The organism is Streptomyces sp. NPDC002032 (genome assembly GCF_042890765.1).
In the GTDB taxonomy this organism is placed as follows: Bacteria; Actinomycetota; Actinomycetes; order Streptomycetales; family Streptomycetaceae; genus Streptomyces.
On the sequence record NZ_JBIASM010000001.1, the window covers coordinates 322298 to 345599 of the forward strand.

20 protein-coding genes are annotated in these 23302 nt (G+C 73.1%); 7 read left to right on the forward strand and 13 right to left on the reverse strand.

Annotated features, from left to right (window positions below; all coding sequences use genetic code 11):
* The first annotated feature begins 81 nt into the window (after window positions 1-81).
* Both ACFYYT_RS01160 and ACFYYT_RS01165 read left to right on the forward strand, forming a co-directional pair.
* Window positions 82-474 carry a DUF742 domain-containing protein gene (locus ACFYYT_RS01160; protein WP_351826109.1) on the forward strand — a complete coding sequence of 131 codons (393 nt, stop codon included), beginning with the start codon at window positions 82-84 and terminating at the stop codon, window positions 472-474.
* A complete protein-coding gene (locus ACFYYT_RS01165; RefSeq protein ID WP_351826095.1) occupies window positions 474-1094 on the forward strand; it encodes an ATP/GTP-binding protein in 621 nt (206 codons plus the stop codon). The genes ACFYYT_RS01160 and ACFYYT_RS01165 overlap by 1 nt, the downstream gene beginning before the upstream one ends.
* A gap of 70 nt (window positions 1095-1164) precedes the next feature.
* Here ACFYYT_RS01165 and ACFYYT_RS01170 read toward each other — a convergent pair whose 3' ends face one another.
* Window positions 1165-1593 (reverse strand): PPOX class F420-dependent oxidoreductase, encoded by a 429-nt coding sequence (locus ACFYYT_RS01170; protein ID WP_351826094.1) that lies wholly within the window; start codon window positions 1591-1593, stop codon window positions 1165-1167.
* A gap of 106 nt (window positions 1594-1699) precedes the next feature.
* On the opposite strand from ACFYYT_RS01170, the gene ACFYYT_RS01175 reads away from it, so the two are divergent.
* The gene (locus tag ACFYYT_RS01175; protein ID WP_351826093.1) at window positions 1700-2098 is read left to right on the forward strand and encodes a roadblock/LC7 domain-containing protein; all 399 of its coding nucleotides are present in this window, start codon (window positions 1700-1702) and stop codon (window positions 2096-2098) included.
* 114 nt (window positions 2099-2212) lie between these two features.
* Window positions 2213-3079 carry a DUF6397 family protein gene (locus ACFYYT_RS01180; protein ID WP_351826092.1) on the forward strand — a complete coding sequence of 289 codons (867 nt, stop codon included), beginning with the start codon at window positions 2213-2215 and terminating at the stop codon, window positions 3077-3079.
* Here ACFYYT_RS01180 and ACFYYT_RS01185 read toward each other — a convergent pair.
* The 3 genes from ACFYYT_RS01185 to ACFYYT_RS01195 form a co-directional block, all read right to left on the reverse strand.
* Complete coding sequence (locus ACFYYT_RS01185; RefSeq protein WP_351826091.1) at window positions 3043-3444, reverse strand: YchJ family metal-binding protein; 402 nt, start codon at window positions 3442-3444, stop codon at window positions 3043-3045. The two genes, ACFYYT_RS01180 and ACFYYT_RS01185, sit on opposite strands and share 37 nt — an antisense overlap.
* Before the next feature lie 94 nt (window positions 3445-3538).
* Window positions 3539-4441 (reverse strand): acyl-CoA thioesterase II, encoded by a 903-nt coding sequence (locus tag ACFYYT_RS01190; RefSeq protein WP_351826090.1) that lies wholly within the window; start codon window positions 4439-4441, stop codon window positions 3539-3541.
* Window positions 4442-4502: 61 nt separating this feature from the next.
* A complete protein-coding gene (locus tag ACFYYT_RS01195) occupies window positions 4503-7025 on the reverse strand; it encodes a DUF3516 domain-containing protein (protein WP_351826089.1) in 2523 nt (840 codons plus the stop codon).
* Window positions 7026-7170: 145 nt separating this feature from the next.
* Here ACFYYT_RS01195 and ACFYYT_RS01200 point away from each other — a divergent pair, with 145 nt between their 5' ends.
* Complete coding sequence (locus tag ACFYYT_RS01200; protein ID WP_351826088.1) at window positions 7171-7962, forward strand: metal-dependent hydrolase; 792 nt, start codon at window positions 7171-7173, stop codon at window positions 7960-7962.
* Between the two features lie 100 nt (window positions 7963-8062).
* Here ACFYYT_RS01200 and ACFYYT_RS01205 read toward each other — a convergent pair whose 3' ends face one another.
* The 4 genes from ACFYYT_RS01205 to ACFYYT_RS01220 form a co-directional block, all read right to left on the reverse strand.
* Window positions 8063-9844, reverse strand: coding sequence for an ABC transporter ATP-binding protein (locus tag ACFYYT_RS01205; protein ID WP_351826087.1), 1782 nt, complete (start codon window positions 9842-9844; stop codon window positions 8063-8065).
* Complete coding sequence (locus tag ACFYYT_RS01210; protein WP_351826108.1) at window positions 9841-11682, reverse strand: ABC transporter ATP-binding protein; 1842 nt, start codon at window positions 11680-11682, stop codon at window positions 9841-9843. The genes ACFYYT_RS01205 and ACFYYT_RS01210 overlap by 4 nt, the downstream gene beginning before the upstream one ends.
* 168 nt (window positions 11683-11850) lie before the next feature.
* A complete protein-coding gene (locus tag ACFYYT_RS01215; RefSeq protein ID WP_351826086.1) occupies window positions 11851-14796 on the reverse strand; it encodes an FAD-binding and (Fe-S)-binding domain-containing protein in 2946 nt (981 codons plus the stop codon).
* Between the two features lie 72 nt (window positions 14797-14868).
* Window positions 14869-15351 carry a MarR family transcriptional regulator gene (locus ACFYYT_RS01220; RefSeq protein ID WP_351826085.1) on the reverse strand — a complete coding sequence of 161 codons (483 nt, stop codon included), beginning with the start codon at window positions 15349-15351 and terminating at the stop codon, window positions 14869-14871.
* An 86-nt stretch (window positions 15352-15437) separates the two neighbouring features.
* Between ACFYYT_RS01220 and ACFYYT_RS01225 the strand changes: the two genes are divergently transcribed.
* Together ACFYYT_RS01225 and mltG are read left to right on the forward strand one after the other, a co-directional pair.
* Window positions 15438-17318, forward strand: coding sequence for an ABC transporter ATP-binding protein (locus tag ACFYYT_RS01225; RefSeq protein ID WP_351826084.1), 1881 nt, complete (start codon window positions 15438-15440; stop codon window positions 17316-17318).
* Between the two features lie 73 nt (window positions 17319-17391).
* Window positions 17392-18243 carry an endolytic transglycosylase MltG gene (gene mltG / locus ACFYYT_RS01230; RefSeq protein ID WP_351826083.1) on the forward strand — a complete coding sequence of 284 codons (852 nt, stop codon included), beginning with the start codon at window positions 17392-17394 and terminating at the stop codon, window positions 18241-18243.
* Here the strand turns inward: mltG and ACFYYT_RS01235 are convergent.
* From ACFYYT_RS01235 to ACFYYT_RS01255, 5 genes are all read right to left on the reverse strand, one after another.
* On the reverse strand, window positions 18240-19343 hold the full coding sequence (locus ACFYYT_RS01235; RefSeq protein WP_351826082.1) for an FAD-dependent oxidoreductase: 1104 nt from the start codon (window positions 19341-19343) through the stop codon (window positions 18240-18242). The genes mltG and ACFYYT_RS01235 overlap by 4 nt on opposite strands.
* Before the next feature lie 64 nt (window positions 19344-19407).
* Window positions 19408-20499 (reverse strand): LLM class flavin-dependent oxidoreductase, encoded by a 1092-nt coding sequence (locus ACFYYT_RS01240; RefSeq protein WP_351826081.1) that lies wholly within the window; start codon window positions 20497-20499, stop codon window positions 19408-19410.
* Window positions 20499-21551, reverse strand: a complete 1053-nt coding sequence (locus ACFYYT_RS01245) for an ABC transporter substrate-binding protein (protein WP_351826080.1) — start codon at window positions 21549-21551, stop codon at window positions 20499-20501. The genes ACFYYT_RS01240 and ACFYYT_RS01245 overlap by 1 nt, the downstream gene beginning before the upstream one ends.
* 103 nt (window positions 21552-21654) lie before the next feature.
* Window positions 21655-22392 (reverse strand): ABC transporter ATP-binding protein, encoded by a 738-nt coding sequence (locus ACFYYT_RS01250; protein ID WP_351826079.1) that lies wholly within the window; start codon window positions 22390-22392, stop codon window positions 21655-21657.
* Window positions 22365-23300, reverse strand: coding sequence for an ABC transporter permease (locus ACFYYT_RS01255; protein WP_351826078.1), 936 nt, complete (start codon window positions 23298-23300; stop codon window positions 22365-22367). Before ACFYYT_RS01255 ends, ACFYYT_RS01250 begins: the two co-directional genes overlap by 28 nt.
* Between the last annotated feature and the right edge of the window lie 2 nt (window positions 23301-23302).

Consider the following 23302-nt stretch of genomic DNA (forward strand, 5'->3'; position numbering starts at 1 on the left):
GCGCGGGCCGGGAACGCGCCCCCCGGGGATGCGCAGCCCGGGAACGCGCAGCCCGGGGACACTCAGCCCGGGGAGGGGCAGGTGAACGGCCGGCAGGCGGCGGGCCGGTGGTACGACGCCGAGGCGGGTCCGCTGGTGCGTCCGTACGCCGTGACCGGCGGCCGGACGAAGCCGGGACCGCACGGAGTGCGCTTCGACCTCATCGCACTGGTCGTGGTCGATCCGGCGGCGGGCCCGGGGGAGGAGTCGCTGCTCGGCCCGGAGCACCGGGCGCTGCTCGGACTCTGCCGGGACGAGACGCAGTCGGTGGCCGAGCTGGCCGCCGACGCCGACCTGCCGGTGGGGGTGGTGCGGGTGCTGCTGGGGGACCTGCTGGAGGCGGGGCACGTCAAGGTCAGCCGTCCGGTGCCGCCGGCCCAGCTGCCGGACGAACGGATTCTGCGGGAAGTCATCGAAGGATTGCGAGCGCTGTGATGGGACTGCACGACGACGGGGCGGACGGGGAACTGGCCGCGCTCGCCTTGAAGATCCTGGTGGCGGGCGGCTTCGGGGTCGGCAAGACCACGCTCGTGGGAGCGGTCAGCGAGATCCGGCCGCTGCGCACCGAGGAACTGCTGAGCGAGGCGGGCGAACGCGTCGACGACACGGACGGGGTCGGTCAGAAGACCACGACCACCGTCGCCATGGACTTCGGCCGGATCACCATCCGGTCCGGTCTGTCGCTGTACCTGTTCGGGACGCCGGGCCAGGACCGGTTCTGGTTCCTGTGGGACGAGCTCGCGCAGGGTGCGCTCGGAGCCGTCGTCCTCGCCGACACCCGGCGGCTGGAGGACTGCTTCCCCGCGGTGGACTACTTCGAGCGCCGGCGGATCCCCTTCGTGGTGGCCGTCAACTGTTTCGCCCATGCCCGCCGTTACGGCTCCGACGAGGTGGCGCGGGCCCTCGACCTGGAGCAGGGGACGCCGGTGGTGCTGTGCGACGCACGGGACAAGGACTCGGGGAAGGAAGTGCTGATCCGGCTCGTCGAGTACGCCGGGCGGGTGCACACCGCCCGGCTGCTCGATTCGGTCGGACCGCAGGCCGATCCCGTGTGAGGTGCCGTCAGCCTGCGCCGGGGCGAACGAGGGGCCGGGCAGGCGAGCGGCCGGGTGTCCGGCCGGGCGGTCAGTCGGCGATGCCGGCCACGGCGATCACCTTGTCGATGGGGACGCGGACGAGGAGTTCGCCCGGTACGGCGTTGCGGCGGCCGAAGGCCTCCCCGCGTTCCCCGCCCATGTAGCGGGCGCCGATCCGCGTCGCCCAGGGGAGCATCTCCTCCAGGTCGTCGCTGATCTCGGCGCGCCCCTGGAGGACGACGTAGGAGAAGGGTGGCCGGTCGTCGTCCACGCAGAGGGCGACCCGGCCGTCGCGGGCCAGATTCCGCCCCTTGACGGTGTTCCTCCCCGTGTTGAACACGAAGGAATCCCCGTCGAGAACGAACCAGATGGGAGCGATGTGAGGGCTTCCGTCCTCGCGGACCGTGGAGAGCTTTCCGGTGCGGGTGGAGTGCGAGACGAAGGCCCGCCATTCCTCTTGAGTCATCTTCTGTGCCATGGGCCCATCCTCCTTGCCGGAAAGGCCCTGGTGGGGAAGGCTTGCGCCACGACTACGCGGGGTGGGGCGCGGCCACGTCGGCCGCGTCGACGGGGAGGGGCTGGAAATGGCACTGGACAAGCAGCTCGACTGGTTGCTGGACGACCTCACGCGCAGGGTCCCACAGGTCCGCCACGCGGTGGTGCTGTCGAACGACGGGCTGGTCACGGCGGCCAGCGCCGGGCTGGCGCGGGAGGACGCGGAGCACCTCGCGGCCGTGGCTGCCGGGTTGCAGAGCCTCGCGAAGGGCTCCGGACGGCACTTCCGGGCGGGCGAGGTGCGCCAGACCATGGTCGAGTACGACGAGGGGTTCCTCTTCGTCGTCGCGGCGGGTTCGGGCAGCTGCCTGTGCGCGCTGAGCGCGGCCGAGGCGGACATCGTGCAGGTGGCGTACGAGATGACACTGCTGGTCAACCGGGTCGGTGAGCACCTCGGGGTGGCGGAGCGGCGGATCACCGGGGGCTGAGGACCGGCGGACCGGCGGACCGTGGCGGAAGTTATCCACAGGCCTCGCACGGGATCGTCGCGCTGAGTTACGGTCTTCACACAGAGTGATCGCCACTCGTGGGGGAGGACCGTGATGAAGGTGCAAGCGCTGGAGCGTGCGTCGGTATCGGCCGACGAGGAATTCCGGGAGGATCCCGGACCGGACCCCCGTCCGGAGCCACGGGGAGACGCGCGGCCGCAGGAACTGCTGGGCGGTCTGCGCGCGGCCGGGGAACTGGGCCTGCGTCGAGGTGAGTTCGCCCGGGCCGTCCAGCTGGGACTGGTGCGCGCCGGACCCCGGGCGCCGAGCGGCGCCGCCCGCTTCGCCCGCGCCGAACTGGAGCGGGTCAGGGCGCGGGAGGGCTTCCCGCAGGCCCTGCGGGAGCAGGTCGAGACCGTGGCCGGCGCCGACGCCGGAGCGGGAGTGCTGGGGATCGGACCGAGCCGCTTCACCCGGCTCGCGCGCTGCGGACACCTGATCCCCGTCGGGTACCGGGTCAACCGCTACCGGGCCGTCGTCTGGATCTATCTGACCGCGGAACTACGGGAGTTCGCCGCCAAGGAGCCGGGGACGCTGACCGGGGCGGCGCCCCCGCAGGACCGGGAGCTGGTGTTGGCCGGCGCGGATCTGCGGCCCCGCCGGTGGCGGGGGCGGCATGTGGGGCTGCTGCTGAGACGAACCGCCGACCCCTGGGAGCGGGCCGCCGTGCTGGCCTCCGTACTCCCCGGCTCCGAGGTGCGTCTGGCCGTTCCCGACCCGGCGGAGCGGATCGTGCTGGCCGCCCTCGCGCCACCCCCGCCCTACGGACACCCCCAGGCCCCGGCCGCCGCCGCCGTGGCGGACCGGCTGCTGCTGGCGGAGCCGCCGGACGAGGTCCACTGGTACCGCACCAGCCTGGACTTCGCCCTGACCGGGGCGCGGGGTCAGTCGAACTCGACGGGGGAGAGGGGGCCGACGTAGACCCAGGCCCCGTCCTCGCGGGAGAAGGCGCTGTGCTCGCGCAGCGAGCCCGTGTGGCCGCCCTCCCGGTAGTGCGCCCGGAACTCCACCGAACCCTCCGTCTCGAACATGCCGCCGCGCTCCGTGGCGAGGATCTCCAGGCGCTCCCAGAGCTGTTCCGGGTCCAGGTCGAGCCGGGCCGGGCGGGTCGAGGAGTGCCAGGACCGCAGGAGATAGGCGGTGTCACCGACGGCGAAGGCGCTGAAGCGCGAGCGCATCAGCAGTTCGGCGGTGGGTGCCTGGCGGCCGCCGGAGTGGAAGCGGCCGCAGCACGCCGGATAGGCGGCGGGCAGCCCGCAGGGGCAGGGGAGCTCGGGGGTGGGCATGTGCGCTCAGCTCTTCGGTATGCCGGGCCGGGGCTCTTCGGGCCGGGGCTCTTCGTGCCCCGGCGCTCGGGGCTCGGGCGGGGAGGGTGCGGAACTACTGCGGGGACACGGCAGGCCTGGCCGAAGCGGCCGGGTACGGGCGGAAGAGGCCCTCCTGGACCACGGAGACCAGCAGCCTGCCCTCCAGGTCGTAGATCCGGCCGCGGGCCAGACCGCGGCCGCCGTGCGCGATGGGTGCCTCCTGGTCGTACAGGAACCACTCGTCCGCCCGGAACGGCCGGTGGAACCACATGGCGTGGTCCAGCGAGGCCATGTCGAAACCGCGCATGCCCCACAGCGGTTCCACGGGGATGCGCACGGCGTCGAGGAGGGTCATGTCACTGGCGTAGGTGAGGGCGCAGGTGTGCACGAGCGGGTCGTCGCCCAGCGGGCCGACCGCCCGCATCCACACCGCGCTGCGCGGATCGGCGTCCTTGAGGTCCTCCGGGGTCCAGCGCAGCCGGTCCACGTACCGGATGTCGAAGGGCTGGCGGCGGGCCATCCGCTCCAGGGCCTCGGGCAGCGCGCCCAGGTGCTCTCGGATCTCGTCCGCGACCTTCGGGAGCGAGTCCGGGTGCGGGAAGTCGAGGCGGGGCGGCAGCTGGTGCTCGATGCCGCCCTCCTCCGGATGATGGAAGGAGGCGGTCAGATTGAAGATGGTCTTGCCCTGCTGGACCGCGGTGACCCGGCGCGTGGTGAAGGAACGCCCGTCGCGCACCCGCTCCACCTGGTACACGATCGGCACCCCGGGGATCCCGGGGCGCAGGAAGTACGCGTGCAGCGAGTGGACCGGCCGGTCGCTCTCGGTGGTGCGGCCGGCCGCCACCAGCGCCTGGCCGGCGACCTGCCCGCCGAACACGCGCTGGAGGGACTCCTGGGGGCTGGCCCCCCGGAAGATGTTGACCTCGATCTGCTCCAGGTCGAGCAGATCGACCAGTCTCTCGGCGGGGTTGGTCATCAGGGCTTCTCCACGGTCGGGTCCGGCGGGTGCGCCCCGGCCGGCGGTTGGCGGGGTGGGGTCAGAGTGCGCCGAGCTCACCGACCGAGGTGACCCGGATGACGGCCCGGCCCTCCTCGTCGGACGCGGCGAGGTCGACCTCGGCGCTGATGCCCCAGCCATGGTCGCCGTTCGGGTCCGCGAAGGTCTGGCGGACGCGCCACAGCCCGTGCGCCGCGTCCTCCTCGATCTGGAGCAGCTTGGGGCCGCGGGCATCGGGGCCGGTGCCGAGGTCGTCGTACTCGTCCCAGTAGCCGTCCATGGCGTCGCCCCAGGCGTCGGCGTTCCAGCCGGCGTCGCCGTCGAGCTCGCCCAGGACGTTGACGTGGTCCAGGGCCGCCAGCTCCACCCGGCGGAACATCGCGTTGCGGACCAGGACGCGGAAGGCGCGGGCGTTCGCCGTGACGGGCTTGACCTGGTCGGCCTTCTCCTGGGCCTGCTCCGCCGTCTCCACCTCGGGGTTCGCCAGCTGCTCCCACTCGTCGAGCAGGCTGGAGTCGACCTGGCGGACCAGCTCGCCCAGCCAGGCGATGAGGTCCTGGAGATCCTCGGACTTCAGGTCGTCGGGGATCGTGTGGTCCAGGGCCTTGAAGGCACCGGCCAGGTAGCGCAGCACGATGCCCTCGGTGCGGGCCAGCTCGTAGAAGGAGGTGAACTCGGTGAAGGTCATCGCGCGCTCGTACATGTCGCGGATGATCGACTTGGGGGAGACCGGGTGGTCCCGGACCCACGGGTGGCTCTTGCTGTACACGTCATAGGCGTGCAGCAGCAGTTCCTCCAGGGGCTTGGGATAGGTGACGTCCTGGAGCCGCTCCATGCGCTCCTCGTACTCGATCCCGTCGGCCTTCATCGCGCCGACCGCGATGCCCCGCTCCTTGTTCTGCTGGGCGGCCAGGATCTGGCGGGGGTCGTCCAGGGTGGACTCGACCACCGAGACCATGTCCAGGGCGTAGGAGGGGGACTCCGGGTCCAGCAGGTCGAAGGAGGCCAGCGCGAAGGTGGACAGCGGCTGGTTCAGCGCGAAGTCCTGCTGGAGGTCCACGGTGAGCCGGATGGTGCGGCCCTCGGCGTCCGGGGTGTCCAGCTTCTCCACGACACCCCCGTCGAGCAGCGAACGGTAGATCGCGATGGCCCGGCGGATGTGCCTCAGCTGTGCCTTGCGCGGCTCGTGGTTGTCCTCCAGCAGGTGACGCATCGCCTTGAAGGCGTCCCCCGGCCGGGCGATGACCGACAGCAGCATGATGTTGGTGACCTTGAAGCGCGAGGTCAGCGGCTCCGGGTCGGCGGCGATGAGCTTCTCGAAGGTGGTGTCCGACCATGCCACGAAACCCTCGGGGGCCTTCTTGCGGACCACCTTGCGGCGCTTCTTCGGGTCGTCCCCCGCCTTCGCGAGGGCCTTCTCGTTCTCGATGACGTGCTCGGGCGCCTGGGCCACCACATAGCCCGCCGTGTCGAAGCCGGCGCGGCCGGCCCGGCCGGCGATCTGGTGGAACTCGCGGGCGCGCAGCGTGCGGACCCGGGTGCCGTCGTACTTGGTCAGCGCGGTGAACAGCACCGTGCGGATCGGGACGTTGACGCCCACGCCGAGGGTGTCGGTGCCGCAGATGACCTTCAGCAGACCGGCCTGGGCCAGCTTCTCCACCAGGCGCCGGTACTTGGGCAGCATGCCCGCGTGGTGCACGCCGATGCCGTGGCGGACGTAGCGGGAGAGGTTCTGGCCGAACTTCGTGGTGAAACGGAAGTTGCCGATCAGCTCCGCGATCTTGTCCTTCTCCTCGCGGGTGCACATGTTGATGCTCATCAGCGACTGCGCTCGCTCGACCGCCTGGGCCTGCGTGAAGTGCACGATGTAGACCGGCGCCTGCCGGGTCTCCAGCAGCTCGGTGATGGTGTCCGTGATCGGCGTGGTCACGTATTCGTACGACAGCGGAACGGGCCGGCTCGCGGAGCGGACCACCGAGGTGGGGCGGCTCGTGCGCCGGGTCAGGTCCTCCTCGAACCGCTTCATGTCGCCGAGGGTCGCCGACATCAGGACGAACTGCGCCTGCGGCAGCTCCAGCAGCGGGATCTGCCAGGCCCAGCCGCGGTCCGGCTCCGCGTAGAAGTGGAACTCGTCCATCACGACCTGGCCGATGTCGGCGTACTTGCCGTCGCGCAGGGCGATGGAGGCCAGCACCTCGGCGGTGCAGCAGATCACGGGGGCGTCCGCGTTCACGGAGGCGTCCCCGGTGAGCATGCCGACGTTCTCGGTGCCGAAGAGCTTGCACAGGTCGAAGAACTTCTCCGACACCAGCGCCTTGATCGGCGCGGTGTAGAAGGTGACCTTGTCCTGGGCCAGCGCCGTGAAGTGCGCGCCCGCCGCCACGAGGCTCTTGCCGGAGCCGGTCGGCGTCGACAGGATCACGTTCGCACCGGAGACCACCTCGATCAGTGCTTCCTCCTGCGCCGGGTACAGGGTGATGCCCTGGTCCTCCGCCCACGAGGAGAAGGCCTCGAAGAGGGCGTCGGGGTCGGCGTTCGGCGGGAGCTGATCAATGAGGGTCACACCCCCCATCTTGCCTGGCTTCCGGCCGGAAGAGGGAACCGGCGGCCGGAAGGAAGATCATCACGGGTACGCTGTGCCGTCGACGCGGCCCGACCGAACCGACTCGACGGGGCCCGAGCACACAGCACCGGGGCGGGGAACAGACATGATGGGTCCGGCTCACTCACTGTCCGGGGCGGCCGCCTGGCTGGGGGTCGGCGCCGCGACCGCGGCCGCCGGGGAACCGATGCCGTGGCCCGTCCTCGTCGTCGGTGCGCTGATCTGCGCCGGGGCCGCCCTCGCCCCCGACCTCGACCACAAGTCGGCGACGATCTCGCGCGCCTTCGGCCCGCTGTCCCGGGGCCTGTGCGAGGTGGTCGACAAGATCTCGTACTCCGTCTACAAGGCCACCCGCGCGCCGCGCGACGCCCGCCGCAGCGGGGGCCACCGCACCCTCACCCACACCTGGCTCTGGGCGGTCCTGATAGGGGCCGGGTCCTCCGCGCTCGCCGTGACAGTCGGCCGCTGGGGCGTGCTCGCGCTGCTCTTCGTCCACCTGGTCCTGGCCGTCGAGGGGCTGTTGTGGCGGGCCGCCCGGATGTCCAGCGACGTCCTGGTCTGGCTGCTCGGCGCGACCAGCGCCTGGATCCTCGCCGGTGTGCTCGACCAGCCGGGCAACGGCGCGGGCTGGCTCTTCACCGGCCCCGGCCAGGAGTACCTGTGGCTCGGCCTGCCGATCGTGCTCGGCGCCCTCGTCCACGACATCGGCGACGCGCTGACCGTGTCCGGCTGCCCGATCCTGTGGCCGCTGCCCATCGCGGGCAAGCGCTGGTACCCGATCGGGCCGCCGAAGATGATGCGGTTCCGCGCCGGCAGCTGGGTGGAGCTCAAGGTGCTGATGCCGGTCTTCATGCTCCTCGGTGGCGTGGGCGGCGCGGCGGCCCTCGGCTTCATCTGACCGGCCGCCGGCCCGCCCACCCGCACACGGGCCGCCGGCCCGCCCCCGCAGACGGGCCGGCAGGCCGGCAGGCCGGCGGGCCGACCGGCGGCGCCGGCCGTCAGCCGTGCCAGGAGCGCCACAGGGCGGCGTAGGCACCGTCCGCCGCGACCAGTTCCTCGTGCGAACCCAGCTCGCTGATCCGGCCGGCCTCCACCACCGCGATCACGTCCGCGTCGTGCGCGGTGTGCAGCCGGTGGGCGATGGCGATGACCGTACGGCCGTCCAGCACCCGGGCCAGCGAACGCTCCAGGTGCCGGGCCGCCCGAGGGTCCAGCAGCGAGGTCGCCTCGTCGAGCACCAGCGTGTGCGGATCCGCCAGCACCAGCCGCGCCAGCGCGACCTGCTGGGCCTGCGCCGGAGTCAGGGCCGTCCCGCCCGAACCCACCTCCGTGTCCAGCCCCGCCTCCAGCGCCCGCGCCCAGCCCTCGGCGTCCACCGCGCCCAGCGCCTCCCACAGTTCGGCGTCCGCCGCACCCGCCCGCGCCAGCCGCAGGTTGTCCCGCAGCGAGCCGACGAACACGTGGTGCTCCTGGTTGACCAGCGCCACGTGCTCCCGCACCCGCTCCGCCGGCATCCGCGACAGCCGCGCCCCGCCGAGGGTGACCTCACCGGTCCGGGGCGCGTAGATGCCCGCCAGCAGCCGCCCCAGCGTCGACTTGCCCGCGCCCGAAGGGCCGACCAGCGCCATCCGGGTGCCCGGCGGCACCGACATCGACACCCGGTGCAGGACGTCCACGCCCTCCTTGTAACCGAAGTGGACCTCGTCGGCCCGCACCGCCCGGCCCCGTGGGGCGACCGTCGCGTCCCCCGCGTCCGGCTCGATCTCGTGCACGCCGACGAGCCGGGCCAGCGACACCTGCGCGACCTGGAGCTCGTCGTACCAGCGCAGGATCAGACCGATCGGATCGACCATCATCTGCGCCAGCAGCGCCCCCGTGGTCATCTGCCCGACCGACATCCAGCCGCGCAGCACGCAGTAGCCGCCGATCATCAGCACGGAGCCGAGGATCACGATGTACGTGACGTTCACGACGGGGAAGAGGACCGTCCGCAGGTAGAGCGTGTACCGCTCCCAGGCCGTCCACTCCTTGATCCGCTGCTCCGACAGCGAGATCCGGCGCCGCCCGAGGCGGTGCGCCTCCACCGTCCGGCCCGCGTCCACGGTCTCGGTCAGCGCCGCCGCGACCGCCGCGTACCCGGCAGCCTCCGAGCGGTAGGCCGACGGCGCCCGCCGGAAGTACCAGCGGCAGCCGATCACCAGCACCGGCAGCGCCAGCAGGGCCGCCAGCGCCAGCGGCGGGGCGGTCACCGCGAGCGCCCCGTACAGCAGCCCGGCCCACACCACGCCGATGGTCAGCTGCGGTACGGCCTCGCGCATGGCGTTGCCCAGCCGGTCGATGTCGGTCGTGATCCGCGAGAGCAGGTCGCCGGTGCCGGCGCGCTCCAGCACGCCCGGGGGCAGCCCGACGGAACGCACCAGGAAGTCCTCGCGCAGGTCCGCCAGCATCTCCTCGCCGAGCATCGCCCCGCGCAGCCGCACCAGACGCGTGAAGAACGTCTGGACGGCCAGTGCCAGCGCGAACAGCAGGGCCACGCGCCCCAGATGGAGCTCGCGGGCCCCCGAGGAGAGCTCGTCGACCACCCGGCCCAGCAGGGCGGGCCCGGCCATGGAGGCGATGACCGCGACCGCGTTGACCGCCACCAGCGCCACGAAGGCGCGCCGGTGGCGGCGCAGCAGGCCGCGCACGTAGCCCCGTACGGTCGCCGACGAGCCCACGGGCAGCGTCGCGGCCGTCTCGGGGGCCGCCGGATCGTGTTCCGGGGGCGCCAAGCCGATCATGCGGACTCCTCGATCTCTGTGAGTTCCCCGGCCGGAGCCGCCAGGCCGATCCCGGCGCGCCGCTGTTCCTCGTCCGTCTCGCGCGTGACGACCGCCCGGTAGCGCGGCTCGGCCCGCAGCAGCTCGCGGTGCGTGCCCGCCGGGAGGGCGCGGCCCTCGTGGACCAGGACGACCCGGTCGGCACGGTCCAGCAGCAGGGGCGAGGAGGCCAGCACCACCGTCGTCCGCCCGGCGCGCAGGGCCGCGATGCCCTCGGCGATCCGTGCCTCGGTGTGCGAATCGACCGCCGACGTCGGCTCGTCCAGGACCAGCACCTCCGGGTCCGTGACCAGGGACCTGGCCAGCGCCAGCCGCTGGCGCTGGCCGCCCGACAGCGAGCGGCCGCGCTCGGTGATCCGGGCGTCCATCGGGTCGTCCACCCCCTCGGGGGCCGATTGCAGCAGCGCGTCCAGGACGTCGTCGCACCGGGCGGCCGCCAGCGCCTCCCCGGCCGTGACGCAGCCGGAGGCCGGTACGTCGAACAGCTGGCGCAGCGTGCCGGACAGCAGCACTGGATCCTTGTCCTGTACGAGGACCAGCTCGCGCGCCGCGTCCAGCGGGAGTTCGTCCAGCGCCACCCCGCCCAGCAGGGCGGAACGGACCCCGGCGGCGGCGTCCATCGGATGGCCGCCCAGCCGCTCGGCCAGCCGGCCCGCGAGGTCGGAGTCCCCGCACACGACCGCCGTGAACCGGCCGGCCGGAGCCAGCACCCCGGTCTCGGCGTCGTACAGGTCCCCGCCCGGCGCGGGCGGGGAGACCACCGCACCGGAGCCGGCGGTGGTGGCGGTCTCGGAGTCGGAGTCGGTGCGGGTCAGCGACAGCACCCGGGCCGCGCGTGCGGCGGAGGGCCGGGAGAAGGAGTACGCCATCGCGATCTCCTGGAAGTGCCGCAGCGGGTACAGCATGGTGCTCACCGCGCTGAAGGCCGCGACCAGTTCACCGACCGCCAGCCGCTCGTCGAGCACCAGCACGGAGCCGTACCAGATCACCGTGATCAGCAGCGCGCCCGGCAGCAGCACCTGGACGGCGGCGATCAGAGCCCACATCCGCGCGCTGCGCACAGCGGCCCGGCGGACCTCCTGCGAGGCCTCGCGGTAGCGGCCCAGGAACAGTTCCTCCCCACCGATGCCGCGCAGGACGCGCAGGCCCGCCACGGTGTCGGAGGCCAGCTCCGTCGCCTTGCCCGCCTTCTCGCGCTGGAGGTCCGCGCGCCGGGTGGCGCGGGGCAGCAGCGGCAGGACGGACAGGGCCAGCACGGGGACGCCGACGGCGACGACCACACCGATGGCCGGGGCGTAGAACAGCAGGCCGACGCAGATCGCGACGACGGTCAGGGCGGCGGCGAGGAAGCGGGAGACCGCCTCGACGAACCAGCCGATCTTCTCGACGTCGCCCGTGGACACGGCCACCACCTCACCGGCCGCGACCCGGCGGGTGAGGGCGGAGCCCAGCTCGGCGGTCTTGCGGGCCAGCAGCTGCTGGACCCGGGCGGCGGCGGTGATCCAGTTGGTGACGGCGGTGCGGTGCAGCATGGCGTCACCGACGGAGATGGCCACGCCGAGGAGCAGGAGCAGCCCGCCGACCTGGAGCAGCCGGGCACCGTCGCGCCGGACGACCGCGTCCACGCCCAGTCCGACGGCGTAGGGCAGTCCGGCGACGCCGCCGAAGTGCACCAGGCCCCAGGCGAGACTGCGGGCCTGGCCGCCGAGCTGGCCGCGTCCGAGCCACCGCAGGAACGCCGGTCCTGAGCGTGCGTCGGGTCGTCCTGGGTCCGCATACGGAAGATCGCTGATCTGCATGACGCCCCATGACTGGTCGAGTAGCCGAACCACGCAAGGTTCGTCTTCCGGACCCGGCCCCGGCAATCGATTTTCCGGTGCGGCCGGGAGCGCGCCCGCGCGTAACGCGGGGCGCTCGGGGGCGTGCGGGATGCGTCCGGGCTGCTGGGGAGGCCGCCCGACGCGGGGTCAGGGCGTCGTGGGACGGGTGGCGCGTTCCAGCGCGAGCAGCGCCGAGGAGTAGGCGTGGCCGGTGGCCCGTTCCATGCCCACCTCGCACATCCGGTTCGCGGACAGGTGCGCCTCGTACGGCCGGGACGTCACCTCCGCCGCCTCGCGGGCCGTCGCCGCCGCCGTCAGTTCCGGGTGCAGCATCCCCCGGTCGCCGGCGAAGGCGCAGCAGCCCGCGTCGTGCGGGACGACCACCTCGTCGGCGCAGGCCCCGGCCACCGCCCGGAGCGCGGCGACGTCGTCCAGCCGGAGCATCGAGCAGGTGGGATGGAGGACCGCGGAGCCGACCGTGCGCAGGACCTCCAGCCGGGGCAGCAGTTCGTCCGCCGCCCAGACGACGGAGTCGACGACCCGCAGTCCGGCGTGGAGGGCGCGATTGTCCTCGGTCAGGTACGGGACCACCTCGTGGGCGATCCCCAGGGTGCAGGAGGAGGCGTCGACCACCAGCGGGAGCCGGCCCCCGGCCGTCCACCCCCAGGCGGCTTCCACGATCCGGTTGGCCATCACCCGGTTGCCGTCCTCGTACCCCTTGGAGTGCCAGATGGTGGCGCAGCAGGTGCCGGTGACGTCGCGGGGGATCCACACCGGCCTGCCGGCCCGCTGCGACACGGCGACCACGGCCTCCGGCAGGGAGGGCCCAAAGTCGCCGTGGGGGCCGCCGAAGATGCGGTTGACGCAGGCCGGGTAGTACACGGCGGCCGCGCCCGCCCGCCGGGTCGCGGGGAGCGTACGGGCGGCGGCGCCGGGGATCTGGGGCAGCCAGCGGGGCACGAGGTCGGGGTTCACGGCCTTGCGGGCGGCCGCGGTCACCGCGGTCAGGGGGCCGTCGCCGACGCGGGCGGTGATCGCGCCGGCCGCGGCCACGGCCAGCCGGGCGGCGGCCTCCACGCCGCGGAACCGCTTCGCGGCCAGGGCGGCGGCGCGTTCCTCGCGCGGCCCGTGGCGGCGGTGGCGGAAGTCCCTCATCAGGGCGCCGGTGTCGATGCCGACGGGGCAGGCGAGCGCGCAGACGGAGTCGCCGGCGCAGGTGTCGACGGCGTCGTAGCCGTAGGAGTCGAGCAGGCCGGCGAGGACGGGGGAGCCGGGCCGCTGGCGCACCATCTCGCGGCGCAGCGCGATCCGCTGGCGCGGAGTGGTCGTCAGGTCGCGGCTGGGACAGACCGGTTCGCAGAACCCGCATTCGATGCAGGGGTCGGCGACGGCCTCGATCCGGGGGATCGTCTTCAGCCCGCGCAGATGGGCCCGCGGATCGCGGTCGAGGAGGATCCGCGGGGCGAGGACGAGGTCCGGGTCGACGGTCCGCTTCGTGCGCCACATCAGCTCGGTGGCCCGGGGGCCCCATTCCAGTTCGAGGAAGGGGGCCATGTTGCGGCCCGTGGAGTGCTCGGCCTTCAGCGAGCCGTCGAACCGTTCGACGGTGAGCCGGCAGAAGGCCTCCATGAAGGCCGCGTACCGGTCGACGTCGGCGGGCACGGAGGCGTCGAAGGCGAGCAGGAAGTGCAGGTTGCCGTGGGCGGCGTGGCCGGCGACGGCCGCGTCGAAACCGTGCTCGGCCTGGAGGACGAGGAGCGCCGCGCAGGCCTCGGCCAGGCGTGAGGGGGGTACGGCGAAGTCCTCGGTGATCAGGGTGGTGCCGGGCGCGCGGGCGCCGCCGACGGCCGTGACGAAGGCCTTGCGGGCCTTCCAGTAGCCGGAGATGACCGCGGGGTCCCCGGTGAAGGCGTTGGTGACGGAGGCGACCGGGGCGACGAGCTCCAGCCCGGCCAGCACCCCGGCCGCCCGGCGCTCGCACCGCGCGCGGCCCGCCGCGTCCGGGGCCCGGAACTCCACCAGCAGCGCGGCCGTCTCCTTGGGCAGGTCCGCCCAGTCGGCGGGCACGCCCGCGACGCTGACCGAGGCGCGCAGGGTGTTGCCGTCCATCAGCTCCACGGCCAGGGCGCCCGCCTCGTTGAACAGCGGTACGGCGGCGGCAGCGGCGGTCAGGGAGGGGAAGAAGAGCAGGGCGGTGGTGAGTTCGCGGTCCAGGGGCAGGGTGTCGAAGACGACCTCGGAGATGAAGCCGAGGGTGCCCTCGGACCCGACCAGCAGGCCGCGCAGGATCTCCACGGGCGTGGTGCCGTCGAGGTAGGCGTCGAGGCGGTAGCCGGTGGTGTTCTTGATCTCGTACTTGGCGCGGATGCGGGCGACGAGTTCCGGGTCGGCCTCGATCTCCCGCTTGATCTCCAGCAGCCCCCGGCAGAGGGCCGGCTCGGCGCGGGCCAGTTCCTCGTCGGCGAGCGGGTCGGCGGTGTCGACCACGGTGCCGGTCGGCAGCACGAGGGTGAGGGAGGAGAGGGTGCGGTACGAGTTCCTCGTGGTCCCCGCCGTCATGCCCGAGGCGTTGTTCGCGACGACCCCGCCGAGGGTGCAGGCGAGGGCGCTGGCCGGGTCGGGCCCCAGGATCCGGCCGTGCCGGGCCAGGGCCGCGTTGGCCCGCAGCACGGTGGTGCCGGGCCGGATCCGGGCACGGCGGCCGCCGTCGAGGACCTCGATCCCGGCCCAGTGGCGGCGCACGTCGACCAGGATGTCCTCGCCCTGGGCCTGCCCGTTCAGCGAGGTCCCGGCGGCGCGGAAGACCACCTCTCGCTGCTTTCCGTGGGCGTACGAGAGCACGGCGGAGACGTCGTCGATGTCCTCGGCGACCACCACGACCTGCGGTACGAACCGGTACGGGGAGGCGTCGGTGGCGTAACGGACCAGGTCGGATACCTTCCACAGCACCTTCTCGGCGCCGAGCAGCTCGGTCAGGTCGGCCCGCAGCCCGGGCGGGGTGCCCGCCGCCAGCCGGTCGGGGACCCGGTCGGGGGCCGGGGCGCCGGGGCCCCGCGGGCGAAGGGCGTCCGGCCTCGGTTCCAGCAGCGGCATGTCGGGGCCCTCCTCGTCGCGGTCCGTCCGTCCGGACGCCGGTGGGGGCCCGGCCCGGCGCCCGTGGCCGCCTCAGCAGCCGCGTTCCGCCGGGATCCCCGCCGGGGCGTCCGCCAGCGCGTTCAGCAGGCCGCCGAGCACCTCGCGCTGTCCGGCGGTCAATGGAGCCAGGATCTCCTCCGCGGCGCCGGTCCGCGCGTTGCGCAGACGGCGCAGCGTGGCGCGACCGGTTTCGGTGAGCTCGATCCGGATGACGCGGCGGTTGGCGGGGTCCGGTACGCGGCGCACGCAGTCGGCCGTCTCCAGGCCGTCGACGAGGGTGGTCACGGCGCGGGGCACGACCTCAAGGCGCTTGGCGAGATCGGCCATTCGGGGCGGCTGTTCGCCGCCGTGGTGCGCGACGAGCCGGAGCAGCCGGCCCTGCGCCGGGGTGATCCCGAGCGGCTCCAGGTGGCGCTTCTGGATGCGGTGGAGCCGCCGCGTGAGGCGCAGCAGCTGCTCGGCGAGGACGCCGTCGGTGGAGTCGGGGGTGTCGGTCTCGGAACCGGTGCTCATACTGGGGAACAGTACCAGGACCGGATTCATTGTGAGTATAGGTAACAATGAGCTATGCTCACCGGAGTCTCGTCAGAAGGAGGCCCATGCGCCCCGAAGAACCGAAGTGGACCCCATCGAACGAAGCCCTCGACCCCAGCCGTCCGGCCCCCTCCGAGCGCCCGCGCGAGCTGCGGCGGATCCTCGGCCTGTTCCGTCCCTACCGCGGGCGTCTCGCGGTGGTCGGGGCACTGGTCGCCGCGTCCTCGCTGGTCGGCGTCGCCTCGCCGTTCCTCCTCAAGGAGATCCTGGACGTCGCGATCCCGCAGGGCCGCACCGGGCTGCTGAGCCTGCTCGCGCTCGGCATGATCCTGACCGCCGTCGTGACCAGCGTGTTCGGCGTCCTCCAGACCTTCATCTCCACCACCGTCGGCCAGCGCGTGATGCACGACCTGCGCACCGCCGTCTACGCCCAGCTCCAGCGGATGCCCCTGGCCTTCTTCACGCGCACGCGCACCGGTGAGGTGCAGTCCCGCATAGCCAACGACATCGGCGGCATGCAGGCCACCGTCACCTCGACCGCGACCTCGCTCGTGTCGAACCTGACCGCCGTCATCGCCTCCGTCGTCGCGATGCTCGCCCTCGACTGGCGGCTCACCCTCGTCTCCTTGCTCCTGCTGCCCCTCTTCGTGTGGATCAGCCGCCGCGTCGGCCGCGAGCGCAAGAAGATCACCACGCAGCGGCAGAAGCAGATGGCCGCGATGGCCGCCGAGGTCACCGAGTCCCTCTCCGTGAGCGGCATCCTGCTGGGCCGCACCATGGGCCGTTCCGAGTCGCTGACCAAGTCCTTCGCCGAGGAGTCCGAGAAGCTGGTCGGCCTGGAGGTGCGCTCCAGCATGGCCGGGCGCTGGCGGATGTCGACCATTGGCATCGTCATGGCCGCCATGCCCGCGCTCATCTACTGGGCCGCGGGCATCGCCCTGCAGACCGGTGCCCCCTCGCTCTCCGTCGGAACGCTCGTCGCCTTCGTCAGCCTCCAGCAGGGCCTGTTCCGGCCCGCCGTGAGCCTGCTGTCGACCGGTGTGCAGATCCAGACCTCGCTCGCGCTGTTCGCCCGCATCTTCGAGTACCTGGACCTGCCGGTGGACATCACCGAGCGCCCGGACCCCGTCCGGCTGGACCGGGCCAAGGGTGAGGTCCGCCTGGAGGACGTGCACTTCGCCTACGAGCCCCAGAACGGCCCGACGCTCACCGGCATCGACATCACCGTCCCCGCCGGCGGCTCCCTCGCCGTGGTCGGCCCGACCGGCTCCGGCAAGAGCACCCTCAGCTATCTCGTGCCGCGGCTCTACGACGTGACCGGCGGCCGGGTCGCCCTCGACGGGGTGGACGTGCGCGACCTCGACTTCGACTCGCTGGCCCGCTCCATAGGCGTGGTCTCCCAGGAGACCTACCTCTTCCACGCCTCGGTCGCCGACAACCTGCGCTTCGCCAAGCCCGACGCCACCGACGAGGAGATCACCGAGGCGGCCCGGGCGGCCCAGATCCACGACCACATCGAGTCCCTGCCCGACGGGTACGACACCCTGGTCGGCGAGCGCGGCTACCGCTTCTCCGGCGGCGAGAAGCAGCGCCTGGCCATCGCGCGCACGATCCTGCGCGATCCGCCGGTGCTCATCCTCGACGAGGCCACCAGCGCCCTGGACACCCGCACCGAGCACGCGGTGCAGCGGGCCATCGACAACCTCTCCCGGGGCCGCACCACCATCACCATCGCGCACCGCCTCTCCACCGTCCGGGATGCCGATCAGATCGTGGTCCTGGACGCGGGCCGCATAGCCGAGCGCGGGACGCACGAGGAGCTGCTGGGCGCCGGCGGGCGCTATGCGGCGCTGGTCCGCCGGGACCGGGACGCCGCAAAGGCCACCCCCGCCGTACGGGAGCAGGGGCCTTGGGAGGAGCCGCTGCCGACTCCCGTGAAAGTGTGATCGTATGACTTAAATGGGAGCGGTAAGGCATGTAATGCCGGAAATGCAAGGAAGTGCGGGCTAGCGTTCCCGCATGCGTCAAGAAGACCTGCCGTCATCGCGCCGCTCCCGGCTCACCCGCCGAGGCCGCCTGGCGCTCTTCCTCGGCATACTGCTCGCGCTCGGAACCGCCGTGCTGATCCCGCTCCTGCCCGGCGAGGCGCCGCCCGAGCAACCACGCCGGCTGCTGATCCCCGAGGGCTGGCGGGCTCCCCAGGTCTACGCCGCCGTCGACCGCGAACTGAAGCTCCCCGCCGGCACCACCCGGAAGGCCGCCGCCACGGCCGCGCTGCCCCTGCCGGCGGAGGCCAAGGGCAACCCGGAGGGCTACCTCTTCCCGGCGACGTACCCGGTGACCTCCAAGTCCACCCCGGTCGAGCTGCTCACGTACATGGTGGAGACGGCGAACCGGAAGCTCGCCACGAAGCCCGTCGCCGACGGCGGCAAGGCGCACGGCATGACCCCGTACCAGACGGCCACCCTCGCCAGCATCATCGAGGCGGAGGCCGACACCCCGGCGGACATGGGCAAGGTCGCGCGCGTGGTGCACAACCGGCTGGCGAAGTCGATGCCGCTCCAGATGGACTCCACCATCAACTACGCCCTGGGCCGCACCACGGTCGACACCACACTCAGCGACACCCGCATCGACCACCCCTTCAACACCTACGAACGCCAGGGCCTGCCCCCCACCCCGATCGACAGCCCGGGCCTGCGCGCCATGGCGGCGGCGGTCGCGCCGACCCCCGGCGACTGGCTGTTCTTCGTCACCGTGAAACCGGGTGACACGCGCTTCTCGGCGACCTACGAGGAACACAAGCGGAACGTGGCCGAGTTCAACCACCATCGCGCGGCCGCGGCTCCGCCCGCTCCCCGGACGCCCTAACCGCGGACGCCGGACGGGGTGCGGGCCAGGAAGCGGCGCAGTTCCCGGGCGGCGGCGGCGCCGGCCCGGTTGGCGCCGACCGTCGACGACGACGGGCCGTAGCCGACCAGGTGGACGCGCGCGTCCCGGACCGCCCTGGTCCCCTCGACCCGGATGCCGCCGCCCGGCTCGCGCAGCCGCAGGGGGGCCAGGTGGTCGACGGCGGCCCGGAAGCCGGTGGCCCACAGGACCACATCGGCCTCCACGCGGGAGCCGTCCGCCCAGGTGGCCCCCGTCGCGGTGAGGTGGTCGAAGGCGGGCCGCCGCTCCAGGACCCCCGAGGCCAGCCCCGCCCGTACCGCCTCGTTCAGCGGCAGGCCGGTCACACTGACCACGCTCTGCGGCGGCAGCCCGCGCCGGACCCGCTCCTCGACCAGCGCCACCGCCGCCCGGCCCTCGGCCTCGCCGAAGGTCCCCTCGCGGAACACGGGCGGCCGGCGGGTGACCCACGTGGTCTCCGCCGCCACCTCGGAGATCTCCAGCAGGTGCTGCACCGCCGAGGTGCCGCCGCCGACGACGATGACCCGGGACCCGGCGAACTGCTGCGGGCCCGGGTAGTTCGCCGTGTGCAGCTGGCGGCCCCGGAACAGCTCCTGGCCCGGGTAGCGCGGCCAGAACGGCCGGTCCCAGGTGCCGGTGGCGTTGACCAGCGCCCGCGCCGACCAGGTGCCCGACGAGGACTCCACGAGCAGCCGTCCGGCCGGCCCGCCCCCGCCGCTGTCGCCGCCGTCGCGTACCGCGCTCACGTCCACGGGCCGGCGTACGCGCAGGCCGAAGCGCTCCTCGTACGCCGCGAAGTACTCCCCGACCACCTCGGACGAGGGCCGCAGCGGATCCGCGCCGACCAGCTCCATGCCGGGCAGCGCGTGCATCCCGTGGACCTTGCCGTAGGTGAGCGAGGGCCAGCGGAACTGCCAGGCGCCGCCCGGCCGCGGCGAGTGGTCCAGCACCACGTGGTCGATCCCCGCCCGGGCCAGGTGGTAGGCGCTGGACAGGCCCGCCTGGCCCGCCCCGACGACCACCACGTCCACCTCTGCCACGTCCCGCGCCACTTCGTTCACGGTTCTGCCAACCCACGGGGAGCGCGGGATCTTCCCCCCCCCACGCTCCTGCGCGCCTACCCCCCTACGCCAGCAGGCCGCGCGCCGCCAGCTCCGGGGTCACGCCCTCCCCGAACCAGTACGCCTCCTCCAGGTGCGGGTACCCCGACAGGACGAAGTGCTCGATCCCGAGCGCGTGGTACTCCTCGATCCGGTCCGCCACGTCCCCGTGGCTGCCCACGAGCGCCGTCCCCGCACCGCCCCGGACCAGGCCCACGCCCGCCCACAGGTTCGGCGAGATCTCCAGCCCGTCCCGCGAGCCGCCGTGCAGGGCCAGCATCCGCTGCTGCCCCACCGACTCGCTCACGCCCAGCAGCGACTGCGCGGTGGCGATGTCCGCGTCGGACAGGTCCCCGAGCAGCCGGTCGGCCGCCCCCCACGCCTCCTTCGCGGAATCCCGCGAGATGGTGTGCAGCCGGATGCCGAACCGCACCGTGCGCCCCCGCTCCTCGGCCAGCCCACGGATCCAGTCGATCTTCTCCTTCACCTGCTGCGGCGGTTCGCCCCAGGTCAGGTACACATCGGCGTGCTCCGCCGCCACGGGCCCGGCCGCGGCCGAGGACCCGCCGAAGAAGATCTCCGGCAGCGGGTCGGGCGGCAGCGCCGTCAGCCCGCCCTCGACACGGTAGTGCTCGCCCTGGAAGTCGTAGGGCCGCCCGCCCCACACCCCCCGCACGACCGACAGGAACTCGGCGGTCCGTTCGTAACGCCGGTCGTGGCCGAGGTGGTCCCCGAACCGCCGCTGCTCCGCCCCGTCCCCGCCCGTCACCACGTTGAGCAGCAGACGCCCGCGGGTGATCCGCTGGTACGTCGCCGCCATCTGCGCGGCCAGCGTCGGCGAGATCACCCCGGGCCGGAAGGCGACCAGGAACTTCAGCCGCTCGGTGTGCTGCGCGAGGGCCACGGTGGTCAGCCAGGCGTCCTCGCACCAGGTCCCGGTCGGGGTCAGCACCGCCTCGAAACCGAGGCGCTCGGCGGCCTTCGCGATCTGGGCCAGGTACTCGATGTCGGGCGCGCGCACCCCGGCCGCCGCCGTGTTGTGGGCGTACGCGTGCCGGTCGACGAGGGTGCGGCCGTCGCCGCCGGTCGGCAGGAACCAGTGCAGCCGGACGGTCATCAGGAGTCCTTCCCGAACGCGCGGGGCGCGGTGGTGGAGGGCGGCAGGGAGCCGTTGAACCGGGTGTCGACGTAGTCCTTGAAGACGACCTTGCCGGGGATCAGCTTCAGCTCGGCGAAGGTGTCCGCGATCTTCTGCTCGGAGGCCACCGCCGCATCGTCCACCGCGACCGGCACCCGGGTCCCGGTGCTGCGCTTCACCGAGTCGAGGGCCACCTCGTACGGCAGACCGGTCTCCTTCGCCCAGGCCTTGGCCCACTCCTCCGGGTGCGTGAACACCCACTCCTGGGCCCGCTGGAGGCGCCGCACGTAGTCCGCGACGGCCTTGCCCTTCGCCGGGTCCTCCAGTGCGGACGGCGCCGCGACCTGGAAGCCCAGACCGTTGACGATCCCCTCACCGGAGGTGAGCACGCGCGCCCCGGCCCGCAGCACCTGCGAGGTGTACGGGTCCCAGACCGCCCAGGCGTCGACCTTGCCGCTGTTGAACGCGGCGAGCGCGTCCGCCGGCTGGAGCAGGGTGATCTGCACGTCGGAGGGGGTCAGGCCGGCCTGCTGGAGGCTCGCGATCAGCTGGAAGTGCGCCGAACTGCCCTGCGCCACGGCGATCTTCTTGCCGCGCAGGTCGGCGGGGGACTTCAGCGGGGAGTCCTTGGGCACGAGGATCGCCTCGCCCGCGGAGGAGCCGTGCGTGGCGGCCACCACCGCGATCTTCGACTTGGCGGCGGCGGCGAACACGGGCGGGGTGTTGCCCACCGCGCCGATGTCGACGGCCTTGGCGTTGACCGCCTCCAGCAGCGGCGGCCCGGAGGTGAAGGTGGACCACTTGATCGTGTAGTCGAGGTTCTCCAGCTCCCCGGCCGCCCGCAGCAGCGACTCGGAGCCGCCCTTCTGGTCCCCGACGCTGAGGGTGACCTTCGCACCGGCCGCCGTAGCCCCGTCCCGGGAGGAGCCCGGACCGCTGTCGGCGGCGGAGCTGCCGCCGCAGGCGGTCAGCGCCAGGGACAGCGGAACGAGGGTGGCGAGCAGGGACAGGGACAGGGAGTTGCGTCTCATGGCGTTCTCTTCGGTCTCTCGTGCGCGGTTATGCGGAAGGAAGGGGGAGGGGGAAGGATGGGGGAGGGGGAAGGAAGGGGGAGGGAGGAAGAAAGGGGGCGGGTCAGCCGACGCCGAGTTCGGCGAGCAGCAGCGCGCGCAGCCGCGCGAACCCCGCATCGCCGACCGCCCGCGGCCGCTCCAGCTCGACCTGCGTGTCGTGGGCGATCCTGCCCTCGTCCATCACCAGGATCCGGTCGGCCAGCAGCACCGCCTCGTCCACGTCGTGCGTGACCAGCAGGACCGCGCAGCCGCGCCGCTGCCACAGCTCGGCGACCAGCCGCTGGGCCTTGATCCGCGTCAGCGCGTCCAGCGCCCCGAACGGCTCGTCCAGCAGCAGCAGATCGGGTTCGCGGACCAGCGCCCGGGCCAGCGACGCGCGCTGGGCCTCGCCGCCCGACAGGGTCTTGGGCCAGGCTTCGCTCCGGTGTTCCAGCCCGACCTCGGCCAAGGCCCGCTCGGCACGCTCCCGTTCGGGGCGCCCGGGCAGTCCGAGCAGCACGTTGCGCCAGACCCGCTTCCACGGCATCAGCCGGGGCGCCTGGAACGCGACCGCCCGCCGCTCCGGGACCAGTACCTCGCCCTCGATCTCCCGGTCCAGGCCGGCCAGGATCCGCAGCAGCGTGGATTTGCCGCAGCCGCTGCGTCCCAGCAGGACCGTGAACTCGCCCGCGCGCAGGGTCAGGTCGAGCCCGTCGATGACGGCCCTGCCGCCGAAGGACCGGGTCAGCCCGGCCACGCGCACGGCGGCGGCGGTGGTGGGGGCCGGCGGGATCACTGCCCCTTGAAGGTCGGTCGCCATTGCAGAAGCAGCCTTTCGAGAGCGCGGACGAGGAGGTCGGCGGACAGGCCGAGGAAGGCGTAGACGACGAGGCAGACGACGATGACGTCGGTACGGAAGAACTCGCGGGCCTGGTTCATCAGGAACCCGATTCCGGCGTCGGCGTTGATGGACTCCCCGAACACGAGGGCCAGCCAGGCGGTCGCGAGCGAGTAGCGCAGCCCGGTCATGAACCCGGGCAGGGCGCCCGGCAGCACCACGTGCCGTACGAGGCCCCACCCGCCGAGCCCCAGCGAGCCGCCCGCCTCGATCAGCTGCTCGTCCACGCCGCGGATCCCGGCGTACACGTTCAAGTACAGGTGGAAGGCGGTGCCGAGCGCGATCAGGGCCACCTTGGGGGCCTCGCCGATGCCCATCCAGATGATGAACAGCGGAATGAGACCGACCCACGGAACGGTACGGAGCATCTGCACGCTCGCGTCGATCAGGTCCTCGCCGAGCCGCGACAGTCCCGAGAGCAGCGCGAGCGCGGTACCGGCGGTGCCGCCGATCAGCAGGCCGATCGCGACGCGCTGGAGGGAGATCCCCATCGCCGAGGGCAGGGTCCCGTCCCCGATCAGATCAGCGCCCGCCCGGGCGATCGTCGACGGCGGGGCGAGTGCGTCGACAGGCAGCATCCCGAAGGTGCTGGCCAGTTGCCAGAGGGCGAGCAGGAGCAGCGGGCCGGCGGTGCGCCGCGCCCAGCGCGGTACGGACCGGCGGCGCGCGGAGGCCGGTACGACGGGCACCAGGGCGGGCGCGGAGGCTGCGGCGGTCGTGGCAGTCGCGCCGGTCGTGGCGGTCGTAGCGGCGGGCGTGGCGGGGAACGGAGCGGCCGGTTCGGATCCCGCTATGGGGGATATGTCGGGCGGCGCATGGTCGATGCTCATGA